General features: G+C 67.4%; 15 protein-coding genes and 1 tRNA gene. 10 read left to right on the top strand and 6 right to left on the bottom strand.

Annotated features, from left to right (window positions below):
- Positions 1–307 precede the first annotated feature (307 nt).
- The gene (locus OU996_RS21435) at positions 308–664 is read left to right on the top strand and encodes a four-carbon acid sugar kinase family protein (protein WP_420712755.1); all 357 of its coding nucleotides are present in this window, start codon (positions 308–310) and stop codon (positions 662–664) included.
- Between the two features lie 53 nt (positions 665–717).
- Here OU996_RS21435 and OU996_RS09760 read toward each other — a convergent pair whose 3' ends face one another.
- Positions 718–1,677: a helix-turn-helix transcriptional regulator gene (locus tag OU996_RS09760; RefSeq protein ID WP_267585398.1), complete on the bottom strand. Its 960-nt coding sequence runs from the start codon at positions 1,675–1,677 to the stop codon at positions 718–720.
- A 278-nt stretch (positions 1,678–1,955) separates the two neighbouring features.
- Between OU996_RS09760 and OU996_RS09755 the strand changes: the two genes are divergently transcribed.
- From OU996_RS09755 to OU996_RS09745, 3 genes are read left to right on the top strand one after another with little or no spacing between them, the layout of a single operon-like run.
- Positions 1,956–3,860 (top strand): TonB-dependent receptor, encoded by a 1,905-nt coding sequence (locus tag OU996_RS09755; protein WP_267585397.1) that lies wholly within the window; start codon positions 1,956–1,958, stop codon positions 3,858–3,860.
- Positions 3,860–5,122: an MFS transporter gene (locus OU996_RS09750; protein WP_267585396.1), complete on the top strand. Its 1,263-nt coding sequence runs from the start codon at positions 3,860–3,862 to the stop codon at positions 5,120–5,122. Before OU996_RS09755 ends, OU996_RS09750 begins: the two co-directional genes overlap by 1 nt.
- Positions 5,123–5,127: 5 nt before the next feature.
- Positions 5,128–6,294, top strand: a complete 1,167-nt coding sequence (locus OU996_RS09745; protein ID WP_267585395.1) for an FAD-dependent oxidoreductase — start codon at positions 5,128–5,130, stop codon at positions 6,292–6,294.
- 3 nt (positions 6,295–6,297) lie between these two features.
- On the opposite strand, the gene OU996_RS09740 is transcribed toward OU996_RS09745, so the two are convergent.
- The gene (locus OU996_RS09740; protein ID WP_267585394.1) at positions 6,298–7,008 is read right to left on the bottom strand and encodes a hypothetical protein; all 711 of its coding nucleotides are present in this window, start codon (positions 7,006–7,008) and stop codon (positions 6,298–6,300) included.
- A gap of 172 nt (positions 7,009–7,180) precedes the next feature.
- Positions 7,181–7,257, bottom strand: a tRNA-Arg gene (locus OU996_RS09735).
- A gap of 318 nt (positions 7,258–7,575) precedes the next feature.
- Here OU996_RS09735 and OU996_RS09730 point away from each other — a divergent pair.
- Positions 7,576–8,448: a HesA/MoeB/ThiF family protein gene (locus tag OU996_RS09730; protein WP_267585393.1), complete on the top strand. Its 873-nt coding sequence runs from the start codon at positions 7,576–7,578 to the stop codon at positions 8,446–8,448.
- A 329-nt stretch (positions 8,449–8,777) separates the two neighbouring features.
- Here OU996_RS09730 and OU996_RS09725 read toward each other — a convergent pair whose 3' ends face one another.
- Positions 8,778–9,779, bottom strand: coding sequence for a 2-hydroxyacid dehydrogenase (locus OU996_RS09725; protein WP_267585392.1), 1,002 nt, complete (start codon positions 9,777–9,779; stop codon positions 8,778–8,780).
- A 245-nt stretch (positions 9,780–10,024) separates the two neighbouring features.
- Between OU996_RS09725 and OU996_RS09720 the strand changes: the two genes are divergently transcribed.
- Positions 10,025–10,630: an SH3 domain-containing protein gene (locus tag OU996_RS09720; protein ID WP_267585391.1), complete on the top strand. Its 606-nt coding sequence runs from the start codon at positions 10,025–10,027 to the stop codon at positions 10,628–10,630.
- Positions 10,631–10,634: 4 nt separating this feature from the next.
- Here the strand turns inward: OU996_RS09720 and OU996_RS09715 are convergent, their stop codons facing one another.
- Entirely contained in the window at positions 10,635–11,039 is a 405-nt protein-coding gene (locus OU996_RS09715) for a tautomerase family protein (protein ID WP_267585390.1), read from the bottom strand.
- A gap of 94 nt (positions 11,040–11,133) precedes the next feature.
- On the opposite strand from OU996_RS09715, the gene OU996_RS09710 reads away from it, so the two are divergent.
- The gene (locus OU996_RS09710; RefSeq protein ID WP_267585389.1) at positions 11,134–11,994 is read left to right on the top strand and encodes a LysR family transcriptional regulator; all 861 of its coding nucleotides are present in this window, start codon (positions 11,134–11,136) and stop codon (positions 11,992–11,994) included.
- Between the two features lie 114 nt (positions 11,995–12,108).
- Here the strand turns inward: OU996_RS09710 and irrA are convergent, their stop codons facing one another.
- Positions 12,109–12,639: an iron response transcriptional regulator IrrA gene (gene irrA / locus OU996_RS09705; RefSeq protein ID WP_324290749.1), complete on the bottom strand. Its 531-nt coding sequence runs from the start codon at positions 12,637–12,639 to the stop codon at positions 12,109–12,111.
- Between the two features lie 428 nt (positions 12,640–13,067).
- On the opposite strand from irrA, the gene fabA reads away from it, so the two are divergent.
- The 3 genes from fabA (at position 13,068) to fabI (ending at position 15,788) form a co-directional block, all read left to right on the top strand.
- Positions 13,068–13,574: a 3-hydroxyacyl-[acyl-carrier-protein] dehydratase FabA gene (fabA, locus tag OU996_RS09700; RefSeq protein WP_267585666.1), complete on the top strand. Its 507-nt coding sequence runs from the start codon at positions 13,068–13,070 to the stop codon at positions 13,572–13,574.
- 122 nt (positions 13,575–13,696) lie between these two features.
- On the top strand, positions 13,697–14,917 hold the full coding sequence (gene fabB / locus OU996_RS09695) for a beta-ketoacyl-ACP synthase I (RefSeq protein WP_267585388.1): 1,221 nt from the start codon (positions 13,697–13,699) through the stop codon (positions 14,915–14,917).
- Between the two features lie 34 nt (positions 14,918–14,951).
- Positions 14,952–15,788, top strand: coding sequence for an enoyl-ACP reductase FabI (gene fabI / locus OU996_RS09690; RefSeq protein WP_267585387.1), 837 nt, complete (start codon positions 14,952–14,954; stop codon positions 15,786–15,788).
- The last annotated feature ends 75 nt before the right edge of the window (positions 15,789–15,863 follow it).

The following is a 15,863-nucleotide window of genomic DNA, read 5'->3' as shown; positions in this document are numbered from 1 at the left end:
CCGCTCCACTAACGAGAACGTTCTCAGAGAACGTTCTCATTGTTGACGACGTTTCTGATCGCGGTCAAGCGCCGTCGGTCAATTTTGTAGCGAGATCCGATCCGAGCGACCGGTCCTGCGCATCAACCCGTTGAATTCGTGCGGATTAAAGTCGACATCGTCGCGGATGGAGGGAGAGACGGACTTGGGACCATCTCCTCCGCAGATATCGCCCGCAGGAGAAACGCCGAGCTGAGGCGGCTGAACGGCGTCCTGCGCGCCGTTCCCGTGCAGCGACAGGACCGCCGCCGGGGCTGAAGGCACGCGCCTGCGCCTTCTCGCCGACGACCTCACCGGTGCACTGGACAGCGCCGCCGCGCTCGCTACGCCCCGCTGCCGGATCCCGGTATTGTGGCAGCCCGAGCGCGCCCTGCCGGCCGTCGCGGCCATCGACCCTGGCACACAAGAGATGGATGGCGACAGGCCGATCCGCCGCCATGACCGCCTCGCCGACGGGCTTCTTGGGGGCGAACCAGCCTTCAAGAAGATCGACAGCCGCATGCGCGGTAACTGGACGGCGGAGCTTGCCGCGCTCTCGACGAGAATGGCCGGCTGGCACCTCGTCGTCGCTCCGCCCTTCCCTTTCAGCGCCGCGTCACCCGGGCGGGCTGCCCGTGGCAGATAGGGTCCGCGCGCCCGCGAGGGGAGACATCGCCGCCACGTTGCGCGCGCGACCTGTCACCGGCGCCGGCTCAGGCAGCTGGGGGCAAAGCCCGTCACCTTTCGGAACGTCTTGCTGAAATGGCTGAGATTGGTGAAGCCGGTGGCAAGCGCCGTCTCTGTGACGGTCTGGCCGGCGGACAGCATGTTCGCGGCCGCCTCCACCCGAATTTGCGTCAGATAGGCGTGGATAGATTGACCGACATGGGCGCGAAAGGCGGACTTCAGGCTCTTCTCGTTAAGGCCGACCTCGCGCGATAGGCGGGTGATGGTCCAGGGCTCGTGCAGGCGCCCCTCGATCAGGCGCTGCGCCTCTTCCACCTTGCGCTGCGCCCGCTCGCCGCGTCCGGCGGCGGAGGTGTCGGCCTCAAGGAAAAGCCCCATCACGATCGCCAGCATCTCCAGCGCCTTCGCCCGCAGGTAAAGGCGCCGTACATCCGCGCGACGATAGATGCAGCCTGAAATGTGCTGGGCAACCTGCAACAGGGCAGGAGGAGCGGGAAAGCCCACCATCACCGCGCCCTGTTCCGGCACACTGCGGTCCACAAGCAGCCGACCGCCGTAGCGGCGCCAAAGCGGGCCTCCGAGAGCCGCCAGCAATTGCGGCTCAAACCGCACGTCCACAATCCGGAGCCGGACGCCTCCCCGCAGCACATCCACGCCACTGACGATCCGGTCGGTGGAGCAGATCACCGTTGTCCCCGGTGTGAAGACCAGCGGCTCGCCGCCGTCGATGGACACCGTTCCCTCCCCTTCCACAAAGACCGAGATGGAGAAGGTCGGAGGCCCCTCCACCACCAGTTCGACATCCTCCGGTGGCAGCACGTCGAGGAGGGCGATGGAAACGCCTTCTCCAAGGTCATCCACCTGCATATGGCGTTGCCAGTCGAGCGCGCGCAATGCGGGCGCCACGGCGGTGAGCCAGTCGGCATAGCCGTGTTCAGGAGGGAGGGTCGTGGCGCGCGGCTCGTCCATCATCCCGCTTCTCGCAAAATATCCCCGTTCAGCAAAACGTCGCCCCCGAAAGCGTTAGACGACGCATCCGGGACATAATAACCGATATTCAGAGCCAGGGCGAACCGTATAGGATTAGTTTAGAAATGATCTCAAGAACTATCTGTTCTATATTTTCGCTATCAGTTGTAATTATTCCAGGAATAAGTCTGGCTCAGGACGGCACAAACATTTCAAATGAGCAGATAAATCTGGAAGAAATAACGGTAAGCGCGAACAAGCGCACGCAGGAACTTGAAAAAGTGGACGGCGCCGTTTCCGTCCGCACGGCAGAGCAGTTGCGCGAGGCCGGCGTGACCACCGTGGCGGATCTTGAGCAGGTCTTCCCCGGCCTCGTCATCCGCACCCGCGGCAACCGGGCCTACGCAAATGTCACCGCGCGCGGCATGTCCTCGCCGGACTTTTACAATCCCACCGTCCAAATCTATGTGGACGGTATCCCACAACTCCCATCCGCCTTCACACAACCCCTGCTCGACGTGGAGCGGGTGGAATTCTTGCGCGGCCCGCAGGGCACGCTCTATGGCCGCAATGCCTATGGCGGCGTCATCAACATCATTACCAACAAGTCCGACAAGGGGCGGGTGACCGCGAGCCTCACCGCAGGCACCCCGGAGTCCTGGGGCGAGATCGCCGGCACCCTACCAGCCTCTGCCGACGGCCTGTTCATCGACGTCGCGGCGAAGGCCGAGCACGCCTTCGGCTCGGTGACGGACGCCTCTACAGCTACAGACAATGTCGACAGCGCAACCGACTTGATCGGCCGCGTGGCGCTGCGCTACCAGCCGATCGGTGGAATTTTCGACGGCACGCTCGCCTTCTCGCGCGAATACACCAAGAGTCACGAAGAACTGTATTTGATGAACAGCGAGGTGCAGAATCGCACCTATTTCTCCGCCATACAGGGGCCGATCCCTCTGCTTGAGCGCGCCGTCAACACCGTCTCCGCTACCGCAAACTGGATGTTGGAGGACTTCAAGCTCACCAGCATCTCGTCCTATCAGGACGTGGACATCACACGCGACATCGCCGTCGGGCCGGGCACCCTCATGTCCTTCCCCGAGAGTGACGCCGCCTTCTCGCAGGAACTGCGCCTCGCCTATGATGGGGGCGGTCCACTGACCGGCGTCGCCGGCCTTTTCTACCAGCATGACGACTTTACCCGCGACGCCGACGGGTACGGCTCCTATTACGGCCCCTCCAGCAATGCTGTCACCACCAACAGCTACGCCATGTTCGGCGAGGCCACATGGCAGGTGACGAGCGCTTTCGACGTCACCGGCGGCCTGCGGCTATCCTATGACGAGAGCAGCGTCGACTTCACTCGCTATGGCAGCAATTACTACGGCTATTATGCCGGCAGCTTCAGCAATTCGGCCGACTTCTCCAGCGTTCAACCGAAGCTGGCGCTCGGCTACCAGATCAACGACACCACCCGTGTCTATGGGCTGGTCTCGCGCGGCTACAAGCCAGGCGGCTTCAACCATGCCGTGACCTACCCGCAGGATGAGGAGGCCTACGATCCGGAAACGGCCTGGAACTACGAACTCGGGCTGCGCACCGCGACACCGGACCGAGCCGTCGAACTGTCCACGGCTCTGTATTACATCAACTCCACCAACAAGCAGATCTATGTGGGGCCGGTGGGCTTCCAGGTGATCCGCAACGCCGGAGCAGCGGAGAGCTACGGCGTCGAGGTTGAAGCCCGCTGGCGTGCCACCGACCGGCTGAGTTTCGGCGCCACCGCCACCTATGGCCGCTCGGTCTTCACCGACTTCACCGATCCCACCACCGGACAGAATTACGACGGTAACACGGTGCCCTATGCTCCCAATGCCACAGCCAACCTGTCCGCCCGTTATCTTCTCGACCAGAAACTGATCGACGGCACCATCGCCCTGGACGGCGCGGTGCATTTTGTCAGCAAGACCTATTTCGACGAAGCGAACACCCTCTCCCAGCCCGCCTACACCACGGTGGACGCCTCGCTTGAATTCGCCTGGACCTCGGGAGTCAGTCTGAAGCTGTTCGCGGAGAACATCTTCGACGAGACCTATGTCACCTACAGCTATGCATCAGGGGCGAACGTGTTCTCCAACGTGTCCGACGGCCGACTGGTGGGCATGACGCTGCGGGTCTCCTATTGATGCCTGACAATGCAGATTTCCCCGGTGCAACTCCCAGCGACCGGCAGGCCTTGCCGCTATGGCGCATCCTGCCCTCCATCGGCGGGATCTATGTGGCCCAGAGCCTGGTCGGCGGCCTGACCTTCATGGGCATCCCTGCGGTCCTGCGGGCGGAGGGCGTTCCCCTGGAGCAGGTGGGGCTCGTGTCCCTGCTCATGCTGCCCTGGGCGCTGAAATTCCTCTGGGCGCCGCTGGCGGAACGCTGGCGCATCCGCCCGGACGGGCGGCGTCGCACCCGGCAGATGGTGGCCACAGGGCAGATGCTGTGCGCACTGGGTCTCGCGGCTCTCGCCCTTGCCGGGGCGGACGTCGGGCGCGTCATGTTCGGCATTCTCGCGCTAACCGCCCTAGCCGCCGCCACCGTCGATATTGCGGTGGATGCCTTCGCGGTGGAACAACTGGCCGTCGCGGACCGCGGCTGGGGAAATACCGCCCAGGTGGGGGGCGGCTATCTCGGCATGGTTCTCGGCGGTGGCGTCTTCCTCGCCCTGGTGCCGCAGCTGGGATGGAACGTGGCGGCGGGCCTCATGGCCGCGACCGTGCTCCTGCTGGCCCTGCCGCTCGTCTTCGGTGCGGAGCCCGAGCGCCCCGCTTTGGCGAACATCCCCCATCGACCATCCCTGGCCTACGCCTTCGCACGGCCCGAGGTCCGGCGTGGCCTGCTGGTCACGGTCCTGTTCGAGGCCGGCGTCCGCCTGGTCCAGCCGCTGGCCGGCCCGGTGCTGGTGGATCGCGGCCTCGACCTGTCGCTTATCGGCCTGGTGAACGGGGCGGGCGCGGTGGGGGCCGGCCTGCTCGGGACACTCATCGGGGGGCTCGCCGTGCGCCGCATGGGCGCGGAGCGGGCGGTGCTCATGGCTGCGACCGCCCAGGTCACGGCCATTCTCGCCCTTGCCGGCGCCCTGATGACGGGCGCGGGCCCGCTGGTGCTCGCGGGCCTGGTGGTGGCGATGACCTTCGCCATGGCCATGGGCTTCGTCTGCCTCTATGCGCTGCTGATGGGTCTTTCCTCCCTCCGACAGGCAGGCGTGGACTTCACCCTGTTCCAATGCGCCGACGCCGCCATCGCAGGGCTTGCCGGCTATGGCGCCGCGCTTGTTGCGGGGCGGATCGGCTACGGTCCGTCCTTCCTCGCGGCGGCCGCAATCGCCGCACTCGGCGTGCTCGCCATCCGCCTGCTGCGGGGAGGCCCGCACTCCCTTCTTCCTGAAACGAAAGCGTGATCGGCATGCCTTCCGTCGTCATTTCAGGGGCCGGCGCCGCCGGCCTCGCTGCCGCCTGGTGGCTCGCCCGCGCCGGTTGGCGCGTGACCGTGGTGGAGCGGGCGTCGGACCTGCGGACTGGTGGCTACATGATGAGCCTGTCCGGGCCGGGTCATGCCGCCGCTGCCCGCATGGGTCTCGTGTCAAAGCTGGAGCCACTGGCCTATACGGTGGAGGAGAATGTCTATCGCGACCGGCGCGGGCGCGAGGTGCTGCGGCTACGCTTCCATGACTTCATCGAGGGGCTCGACTATCTGGTCATGCGCCGCACGGACCTCATCGCCGCGCTGCGCGCCGACCTGCCCGAGGGAGTAGACATACGCCTCGGAACCATGATCGCCGACGTGGAGGACAGCCCGGACGGTGCTTCTGTGCGGTTCTCGGACGGAGCTACCTGCAAGGCCGATCTCGTCCTGCTGGCCGACGGCATGCGCTCGGCCCTGCGCAACCGGCTGTTCGCCCCCGACAGCGACTGCCTGAAGCCGCTCGGCTACCGCTTCGCGGTCTATGAGCTGAAGGACCGCCTCGGCCTCGGCGCCGACTTCGTCTCCTATGCGGAACCCGGCCATATCGCGGAGTACTACACGCTCGCGGAGGGGAGGGTCGCCGCACTGCATGTCTGGCACTCCCACGAGACCGGACCGGTGCCAGCGGCGGATCGCTGGGAGCTGTTGAGTCAGGTTTGCGCCCGCAGCCATCCGACGGTGCACGCCCAGCTCATCGCTGCGCGCGAGGAAGGCGCCGTTCCACTGGTGGACGACCTTGCCTTGGTGGACCTGCCCCGCTGGTCGACGGGGCGCGTCCTGCTGCTGGGCGATGCGGCCCATTGCCTTACCCTCATCTCCGGGCAGGGCGCCGGCATGGCGCTGACCTCGGCCGCCATCCTCGCGGACGCGCTCGGCCGCTCAGCAATACCGGAGGCGCTGGTGGAGCATGAGGCGCGCCTGCGCCCCTCCATCATCCGGCTGCAGGATCGCAGCCGCAAGATGGCCGGCATGTTCGTGCCACACTCGCCGGTCGCCTTCGAGCTGCGCAACCTGTTCATGCGTCATGTGCCGCGCAAGTGGATCGGCCGTTACTTCATCAACGCCGTCAATGCGGAGATCCTGGCGGCAAAGGGCGCGGACGGCTGACCCTCAGGGCAGCGGCGGGATAAGCCTCGGCGCCACCATTCGCCAAGCCGGCAGGTTTAGCAGCCGGCAACAGGCGAGCACGCGCAGCAGCCACGGCATAGCCCCAGGCCAACCCGGCTTCGCGCCACATGTTTCCACTATCTGAAGGCGGCGAAGAGGCAGTCCACCGCATCGGTCGACACGGTCGCGGCGGCTATCGACCGTTTCGAGACCTACACGCGGCGCCGCGATTTCGCGCTGTTCCACATCGAACAGGCGATAGGCTTCAAGGATCACCTCGCCAGCCGATTGAGTGAGCGCAGCGGCAAGCCCTTGAGCAAGGCGACGCAACTGCACACCCTCTCCGCCCTGCGCGGCTTCCTCCTCTGGCTCGCCGATTAGCCGGGCTACCGCACCCGCATCAGATATTCGGATGCGGACTATTTCAGCCTGTCGCTCAAGGACACGGCCGTCGCGAAGGCGACACGCGACATAGAGGGACCGACGGTCGAACAGGTGCGCCATGTCGTGGCGGCGATGCCGGACACCACGGACATTGAATAACGCAACCGCGCCCTGATCGCGTTCGCGCTCCTCTCCGGTGTCCGCGACGACGCGTTGGCCTCGCTCCGGCTGAAGCATGTCGACCTGGACCGGCAGGAAGTGATGCAGGATGCCCTCGTCGTCCGCACCAAGGCGTCGAAGACGATCACCGGCCTCCTCGGCGCCGGCCACCCTGCAAGACATCGCGCGGCCACTCCCGGCACTCGCCGGCAGCGCCCCGAATGCATGAGCGTGCGAAGCCCGAAATTCGTTCCGGTGGCTATTCAGTGGCTGTTCAGACCAAGCAGAGCCGCCGAGCGAGACACAAAGCTCGGAAATTCGTTAGGTTTTTCAGGTAGTTAAGTGGCGCACCCGGCACGATTCGAACGTGCGACCTCTGCCTTCGGAGGGCAGCGCTCTATCCAGCTGAGCTACGGGTGCCCGGCGGGCGGGCCCGCGGATCACGCGCTTTCATAGTCGATGCGCGCGGGCCGGGCAACCGCTCCGCGCGGGGGGATGGGTGCCGTCCCGGAATTTCTGCCGGCACAGGGCGCGGCAGCACGGACGGGTGGCGCGTCGGTGAGCGCGGGTCGCCCGGCGGCATGGCAACGGAACTCCTCGCCCGCAGCCAAGATCATGTCCAAGACGTGGATCACCGGCCGCCGCACACCCGCAACGGCCCTCAACCATGGAACAGGCCGCGCGCGCACCGCCCTTCCCCACCGTGGCGCGGGGCGGCGGGCTTGCTATATAGGCGCCATGAGCACCGACACGCCCACGGCTTCCGCCCCCACGGCCCCTGCCACCACGGCCCCTGCCCGCCCCTCATTCTTCGCGCCGGAGGAGGTGGAGCGCTATGCGCGCCATCTGGTGCTGGCGGAGATTGGCGGGCCGGGCCAGCAGAAGCTGAAAAAGGCGTCGATCCTCGTGGTCGGCGCGGGCGGGCTCGGGGCGCCGGCGTTGCTCTATCTGGCGGCAGCCGGCGTCGGGCGGCTGGTGCTGGTCGATGATGACGAGGTCTCGCTGTCGAACCTGCAGCGGCAGGTGATCCACACCACCGCCGCCATCGGCCGGGCCAAGACCGACAGCGCGGCGGAAACCATTGCCGCGCTCAACCCGCATGTGACGGTGGAGGGCGTGACGGCGCGCCTCACCGCCGACAATGCGCTGCATCTGATCGGCGGCGTCGACGTGGTGATCGACGGCTCGGACAATTTCTCGACGCGCTATCTCGTGTCGGACGCCTGCGCGCTCGCCGGCAAGCCGCTGGTCACCGCCGCGCTCGGGCGCTTCGACGCGACGGTGACGACGCTGCGCCCGCATGAAAAGGCGCCCGACGGCACGCCCAACCCGACCTATCGCTGCCTGTTCCCCGAGCCGCCGCCGGCCGGCACCGTACCGAGCTGCGCCGAGGCCGGCATTCTCGGCGCGGTCGCCGGCATCGCCGGCTCGCTGGTGGCGCTGGAGGCGATCCGCGCCGTCACCGGCTTCGGCGAGGGGCTGGTCGGGCGGCTGCTCATGATCGACACGCTCACCATGCGCTTCGAGACGCTGAGCTATGGCTGGGATCCCGACAACCCGCTGACCGGCGAGGCCCCGACGATTCGCGATTTGTCGGCGCATCGGCGCTGAAGGACGACAGTGTGGCATGGCCCGCCCCGCGACGTCATCCCGGCCGAGCGCAGCGAGAGCCGGGATCGGCCTCCCGAGCCATGCGCGACTAACCTTCACGCGATCCCGGATCGGCCGTCGGCCGTCCGGGATGACGAGCGTGGGAGATGCCGCAATCCGGCGTCATCCCGGCCGAGCGCAGCGAGAGCCGGGATCGGCCACGAGGTTCTTAGGCGGCGTTACGCCGGAGCCTGCCGCGCAGCGTGAAGAAATGCCTGCTGCGGGAGACGATCCTGGATCGGCCGTCGGCCGTCCGGGATGACGGGTCGGGCGTAACCGGCGTCAGCCCCTCACAGCATCGCCGGCAGCACGCGGTCCGGCGGGCGGTGGCCGTCCATGAAGGCGCGGATATTGACGATCACCTTCTCGCCGGTGTCGACGCGCGCTTCCACCGTCGCCGAGCCCATATGCGGCAGCAGCACCACCTTGCCGGCGCGCGCGAGGCGCAAGAGGCGCGGGCTCACCGCCGGCTCGCGCTCGAACACGTCGAGGCCGGCGCCGGCGATCTCGCCCTGCTCGATCATGCGGATCAGCGCGCTCTCGTCGATCACCTCGCCGCGCGCGGTGTTGACGATGTAGGCGTCCGGGCGGATCAGCTTCAGCCGGCGGGCCGAGAGCAAATGGAAGGTGCCGGGCGTGTGCGGGCAGTTCACGGACAAGATGTCCATGCGCGCCAGCATCTGGTCGAGGCTGTCCCAATAGGTCGCCTCCAGCTCCTCCTCGATCTGCGTGGGGAGCGGGCGACGGTTGTGGTAGTGGATCTGCAGGCCGAAGGCGCGGGCGCGGCGGGCGACCGCCTGGCCGATGCGGCCCATGCCGATGATGCCGAGCCGCTTGCCCCAGATGCGATGGCCGAGCATCCAGGTCGGCGACCAGCCGGGCCAGGCGCCGTCGTCGCTGGTGATCAGCGCGGCGCCCTCGGTGAGCCGGCGCGGCACGGCGAGGATGAGCGCCATGGTCATGTCGGCCGTGTCTTCGGTCAGCACGCCCGGCGTGTTGGTGATGGTGATGCCGCGCTCGGTGGCGGCGGTGACGTCGATATGGTCGACGCCATTGCCGAAATTGGCGATCAGCTTGAGGTTGGGCCCGGCCGCCTCGATCACTTTCGTGTCGATCCGGTCGCAGATGGCGGGCACCAGCACGTCGGCGGTGGCGACCGCCTCGGCGAGCTGCGCCTGCGTCATCGGCGCATCCTCGACATTCAGCCGCGCGTCGAACAGCTCGCGCATCCGGGTTTCGATCTTGTCCGGCAGCTTGCGCGTGACGACGACCAGCGGCTTTTTGCGGCCCATCTCGACTCCCCGTAGGAACACCCCGCGACAATCAAGCTCCCGTTAACGCTGAGAGCCCCAAAATGCCGCCGACGGGACGGTGCGATCCTTAGCAGACGGGTCCGTGAAACACAAAAATGTCCGCAATTGCGGTGCAGGCGGTGCGGCGGAGCGGCGATAGCGGCACGACGTGCAGACGAATGGGTAACGGAACGATGGTGATGGACTGGCTTCGGACTGGGGCGAAGCCTCTGGATCGGCAACGCATGCGGGCCAGCGGGGGCACCGGCGGGAGCACGCGGCGGCGCGCCGGCGCGGCGCTGGTGCTCGGCCTTGGCGGCGCGCTCGCTCTCGCCCATCTCCTCGCCACCCCGCCCGCGCAGGCTCAGGCGCCTCAGACCACCACGCCACCGGAGGCCGCGCAGAGCGGGCCGGTCGGGCGGGTGAGCGGGCTTCCCGTGCCGCGATTCGTGAGCCTCAAGGCCGACAAGGTGAATGTGCGCTCCGGCCCGACGCGCGACCATGCGGTGGCCTGGGTGTTCACCCGCGCCGGCCTGCCGGTGGAGATCACCGCCGAGTTCGAGACCTGGCGGCGCATCCGCGATGCCGATGGCGCGGAAGGCTGGGTCTACCATTCCATGCTCTCGGCCCGGCGCACCGCGCTGGTCAGCCCGTGGTCCAAGGGCGAGCCGACCGCGCTGCGCGAGCAGCCCTCGACCGATTCGGCGATCAAGGCGCGGCTGGAGCCGGGCGTGCTCGGCAAGGTCGATCACTGCAACGGCAAATGGTGCCGCTTCTTCGACAGTGGCTTCGACGGCTATGTCGAGCAGGAACGCCTCTGGGGCGTCTATCCCGGCGAGAAGATCGACTGAACGTTCACGACGCCGGCCGCGCGGCAATGTAGCGCCGCTCCTGGGTGAGGCCGGCATAGCCATAGGCGTCCGCCCGCGCCTCCACCACATGCACATAGCTTTCCGGGTGCAGCGGGCCGATCAGCGCGGCCATGGCGGCGAAGGTCGCGGCGATGAAGGCCGCCTTCTCGTCCTTGGTGTTGGTGCCCTCGGTCACCCTTATGTCGAGCCAGAAGCCGGCGACGCCCTGCGCGGCGAGGCTCTGCCCGCCCGCGAACCAGTGCGCCGGCGGAACGGCAATGACGCTCACGGCGGTGAGCGCGGGATCCTTGCCGAGATGGCCCGCGGCAAGCTCCGCCGCCAGGGCGGCGATCTGCGATTCGAGGCCGGGCCGGGCGGCGGCGGCAAAACTGATCTGGATCATTGGCATGAAGAGTTCTCCGGTTGCGGACCGGGAAAGGCGTACCGCCCCACGTTCAATATGATAACGTTGTCATTGAACCTATCTATGATAACGATCTGCAATGAATGATCATCCCCTCGATCTGGACTGGGTTCTCGCCTTTGTCCGTGTGGCCGACTTGTCCAGCTTCACCCGCGCGGCCGAGGCGCTCGGCACCACGCAGGCCGGCGTCAGCCTGAAGGTGCGCAAGCTCGAGCAGCGGCTCGGGCGCACCCTGCTGGAGCGCACGCCCCGTCTTGTGCGCCTGACGCCCGATGGCGCGGCCTTTCTCGGCCGCGCGGTGCATCTTCTCGCCCTGGAGCGCGATTTGTGGCTGTGGGATCGGCCGAACCTGCCGCTGCTGCGCCTCGGCTTCAGCGACCATGCGGTGGGTGATTCCCTCGCGCCGCTGCTGCGACGGGTGGCGATCGCCGTGCCGGAGCTGCGCCTGGAGGTGCGGCTTGGCTTTTCCCGCAGCCTGCTCGACGCCTATGACGCCGGCGAGTTCGACGCGGTCATCGTCCGGCGCGAGGGCGACCGGCGCGACGGCGAGACGCTGCGCCGCGATCCCTATGGCTGGTTCGCCGCGCCGGATTTCGAGCCGACCGGCAACAGCCTGCCGCTCGCCCTGCTCGCCGCGCCCTGCGGCGTGCGGGCGGTGGCGACCCGCACGCTCGACGCCGCCGGCCTCGGCTGGCGCGAGGCCTTTGTCGGCGGCAGCGTCTCCTCGGTCGCGGCGGCCGTGGCCGCCGGCATCGCCGTTGCGCCGATGGCCGCCCATCTGGCGCCACCCGGCAGCGTCGATCTCGGCACGCGGCTGAAGCTCCCGCCTTTGCCGCCCGCCCCTATCGTGCTGATCGCCCGCGCGGGCGAGCCGGCTTGCGGGCGCGCCTTGGCGGAACTGGCGGCGGGCCTGCGCCCCACTCGCGCCGAACGGCACTGACGGCGTGACCTACAAGAAAGGTCCGCCACGCAAGGAAGGTCTGCCACGCAACGAAAAAGGCCGGTCACGAGACCGGCCTTTCAGGAAATCTATCGGTCAGCGAGCGCCTCGCGCTCAGCCCCGGCGCTTGGGGCGCAGGCGGACCACCACGTCGACGCGGGCGACCTCATAGCCTTCCGGCGGCTCGGGAATGCGCTCGACCTCGACCGCCGCACTGGGAATGTCGAGAAGGTGATTCTCGCCTTCCATGAAGAAGTGGTGGTGGTCGGACGGGTTGGTGTCGAAATAGGTCTTGGAGCCGTCAATCGCCAGCTCGCGCAGCAGGCCCACTTCGGTGAACTGGTGCAGCGTGTTGTAGACGGTGGCCAGCGACACCGGGAAGCGCGCCTTGATCGCCTCCTCGTGCAGGATTTCCGCCGAGATGTGACGGTCGCCCTTGGCGAAGAGCAGCCAGCCGAGCGCGAGGCGCTGGCGAGTCGGGCGCAGGCCGACATCGCGCAGCATGTGGCGCACGTCATGGAACGGGCAGCCGGTACGGCCGGTGCCGGCGCCGTCACGCAGTTTCGCGACCGGGAGCACGGGCTCCTCGTCATCGAGCACCATGCGGGAAACCGCGATCGGGTGGGGGCGAAGGAATTCGCTCATCTCGTCATCCAACCATCGTAGTCAAGCCCTGCCCGTTCTCCCGGAAGAGGGAACCGACAGGACCGCATTTCCATTTAAGCACGAGGCGCGCTGAAAACAGACGTCGGACCCGGCTTTTGTCACTGGTATTATATCTGCACCGCTCGCGCCGGGGCAAGTTCGCCCGACATGATCGTAATTGTTCCAATCTGAAACCCGGGCACAACGCGGGCAAGGGGCCGCGCGCCCGTGTCCCGGCCCTGTGTCATGAGCGTGACATTTTCCGCCCGCCGGCACGGATCAGCCGGCTTTGAGCGCGCTCCCCCCTGTGTTAGGAAGCCCCGGGAATTCGGCCCGGGCGCAGCGCGCGGGCTGCCATTGGTGTCGGCGGCAGGGTGGGTGACCCCGGCCGTTCAAGGGTAGAAGAAACAACAGGTATGACGGGGACGATGACCGGGCGGCAGACGAGTTTCACCTATGAGGAACTTCTCGCATGCGGGCGTGGCGAGCTTTTCGGGCCGGGCAATGCCCAGCTCCCGGCGCCGCCCATGCTGATGTTCAACCGCATCACCGAGATTTCCGAGGATGGCGGTCCGAACGGCAAGGGGCATGTGCGCGCCGAGCTCGATATCAACCCGGACCTGTGGTTCTTCGGCTGCCACTTCATCGGCGATCCGGTGATGCCGGGCTGCCTCGGCCTTGATGCACTCTGGCAGCTCGTCGGCTTCCACCTCGGCTGGCTCGGCGCGCCGGGTCGCGGCCGGGCGCTGGGCGCGGGCGAGATCAAGTTCTCCGGGCAGGTTCTGCCCAGCGTCAAGAAGGTGGTGTACGGCATCGACTTCAAGCGCGTCATGCGCTCCAAGCTCGTGCTCGGCATCGCCGATGGCTGGCTGGAGGCCGATGGCGAGGTGATCTACCGCGCCGGCGATCTCAAGGTCGGCCTGTTCCAGACCTGATGCGCCCCGCGCCGGGCGCCCCTTGAACGGGGCCCCGCGCGGCGCCATCTCGCCTGCCGTGGCGCCGTCTCGGCGCCGCCCTGCGCGTCCTCACCGTGCCTGTTCTGAAGGAAAGGAAGCCTATGCGCCGCGTCGTCGTCACCGGAATGGGCATCGTCTCGTCAATCGGCAATTCCACCCAGGAAGTGCTGGCCTCGCTGCGCGAGGGCAAGAGCGGGATCACCCGCGCCGAGAAATATGCCGAGCTGGGCTTCCGCTCGCAGGTGCAGGGCGCCCCGCAGCTCGACGCCAGCGAGATCGTCGACCGCCGCGCCATGCGCTTCCATGGCGGCGGCACCGCCTGGAACCATGTCGCCATGGAACAGGCGATCCGCGATGCCGGGCTTGAGGAGACCGAGGTCTCCCACGAGCGCACCGGCCTCGTCATGGGTTCGGGCGGCTCCTCCACCCGCACCATCGTCGAAGCGGCCGACATCACCCGCAAGAATTCCAACCCGAAGCGCGTCGGCCCGTTCGCGGTGCCGAAGGCGATGGGCTCCACCGCCTCGGCGACGCTGTCCACCTGGTTCAAGATCAAGGGCGCGAGCTATTCGATCTCGGCGGCCTGCGCGACCACCAATATCTGCATCGGCAACGCCGCCGAGCAGATCCAGTACGGCAAGCAGGACATCATGTTCGCCGGCGGCTGCGAGGATCTCGACTGGACCCTCTCCTGCCTGTTCGACGCCATGGGCGCCATGTCGTCCGACTACAACGACCGCCCCTCGGTCGCCTCCCGCCCCTATGACAAGAACCGCGACGGCTTCGTCATCTCCGGCGGCGCCGGCGTTCTGGTTCTGGAAGAGCTGGAGCACGCCAAGGCCCGCGGCGCGCGCATCTATGCCGAGATCGTCGGCTATGGCGCCTCCTCGGACGGCGCCGACATGGTCGCCCCCTCCGGCGAGGGCGCGGCCCGCGCCATGCGCCTCGCGCTGCAGAACGTGAAGGGCGGCATCGACTACATCAACCCGCACGCCACCTCGACGCCGATCGGCGATCTCAAGGAGATCGAGGCGATCCGCGCCGTGTTCGGCGACAAGTGCCCGCCCATCTCGGCCACCAAGTCGCTCACCGGCCACTCGCAGGGCGCGACCGGCGTGCATGAGGCGATCTACTCGATCCTGATGATGCAGAACGGCTTCATCTCGGCGAGCGCCCATATCGACGAAATCGACCCCGACTTCGCCGACATGCCGATCGTGCGCGAGCGCGTCGACCATGCGCGGCTCGGCCGGGTGCTGTCGAACGGCTTCGGCTTCGGCGGCACCAATGCCGTGCTGGTTCTCCAGCACCCGGATGCGTGACCAGACCCTCGCGGCGGTGGAAGGACGAACCAGAATGAGCCTGATGCAGGGCAAACGCGGCCTGATCATGGGTGTCGCGAACGACCACTCCATCGCGTGGGGCATCGCCCGCTCGCTGGCGGCGCAGGGGGCGGAACTCGCCTTCACCTATCAGGGCGAGGCGCTCGGGCGCCGCGTCAAGCCGCTGGCCCAGAGCCTCGGCTCGGACACGGTGCTGGCCTGCGATGTCGAGGATCTCGCCTCGGTCGACGCCACCTTCGCCGCGCTGCAGGAGAAGTGGGGCGGCATCGACTTCCTCGTCCACGCCATCGGCTTCTCCGACAAGAACGAGCTGAAGGGCCGCTACGCCGACACCACGCGGGCCAATTTCACCCGCACCATGGTGATCTCCTGCTTCTCCTTCACCGAGCTCGCCAAGCGCGCGGCGGCGATCATGCCGAATGGCGGCTCGCTGATCACGCTGACCTATGGCGGCTCGACGCGGGTGATGCCGAACTACAATGTGATGGGCGTCGCCAAGGCCGCGCTGGAAGCCAGCGTGCGCTACCTCGCGGCCGATTATGGGCCACAGGCGATCCGCGTGAACGCCATCTCCGCCGGCCCGATCCGCACCCTCGCGGGCGCCGGCATCGCCGATGCGCGGCTGATGTTCAACTACCAGAAGCGCCACGCCCCGCTGCGCCGCACCGTCACCATCGACGAGGTCGGCGGCGCCGCGCTCTATTTGCTCTCCGACCTGTCGAGCGGCGTGACCGGCGAGGTCCACTTCGTCGATTCCGGCTACAACATCATCTCCATGCCGCACCCCGACGCGCTGAAGGCGATCGAAGACGCCGAAGCCAGCATCACCGGCGAAGCCGCGGCGGAGTGAGGGGGCGGCGTGGGCGCGGGCGGACATCCGCCGCGCTCCCCTGCCCGGCCCGTGATCCAAAACGTCGTCATCCCG

The organism is Ancylobacter sp. SL191 (genome assembly GCF_026625645.1).
Lineage (GTDB): Bacteria > Pseudomonadota > Alphaproteobacteria > Rhizobiales > Xanthobacteraceae > Ancylobacter.
Note: the sequence above shows the minus strand (reverse complement) of the source record. Positions and strands in the feature narration are given on the sequence as shown.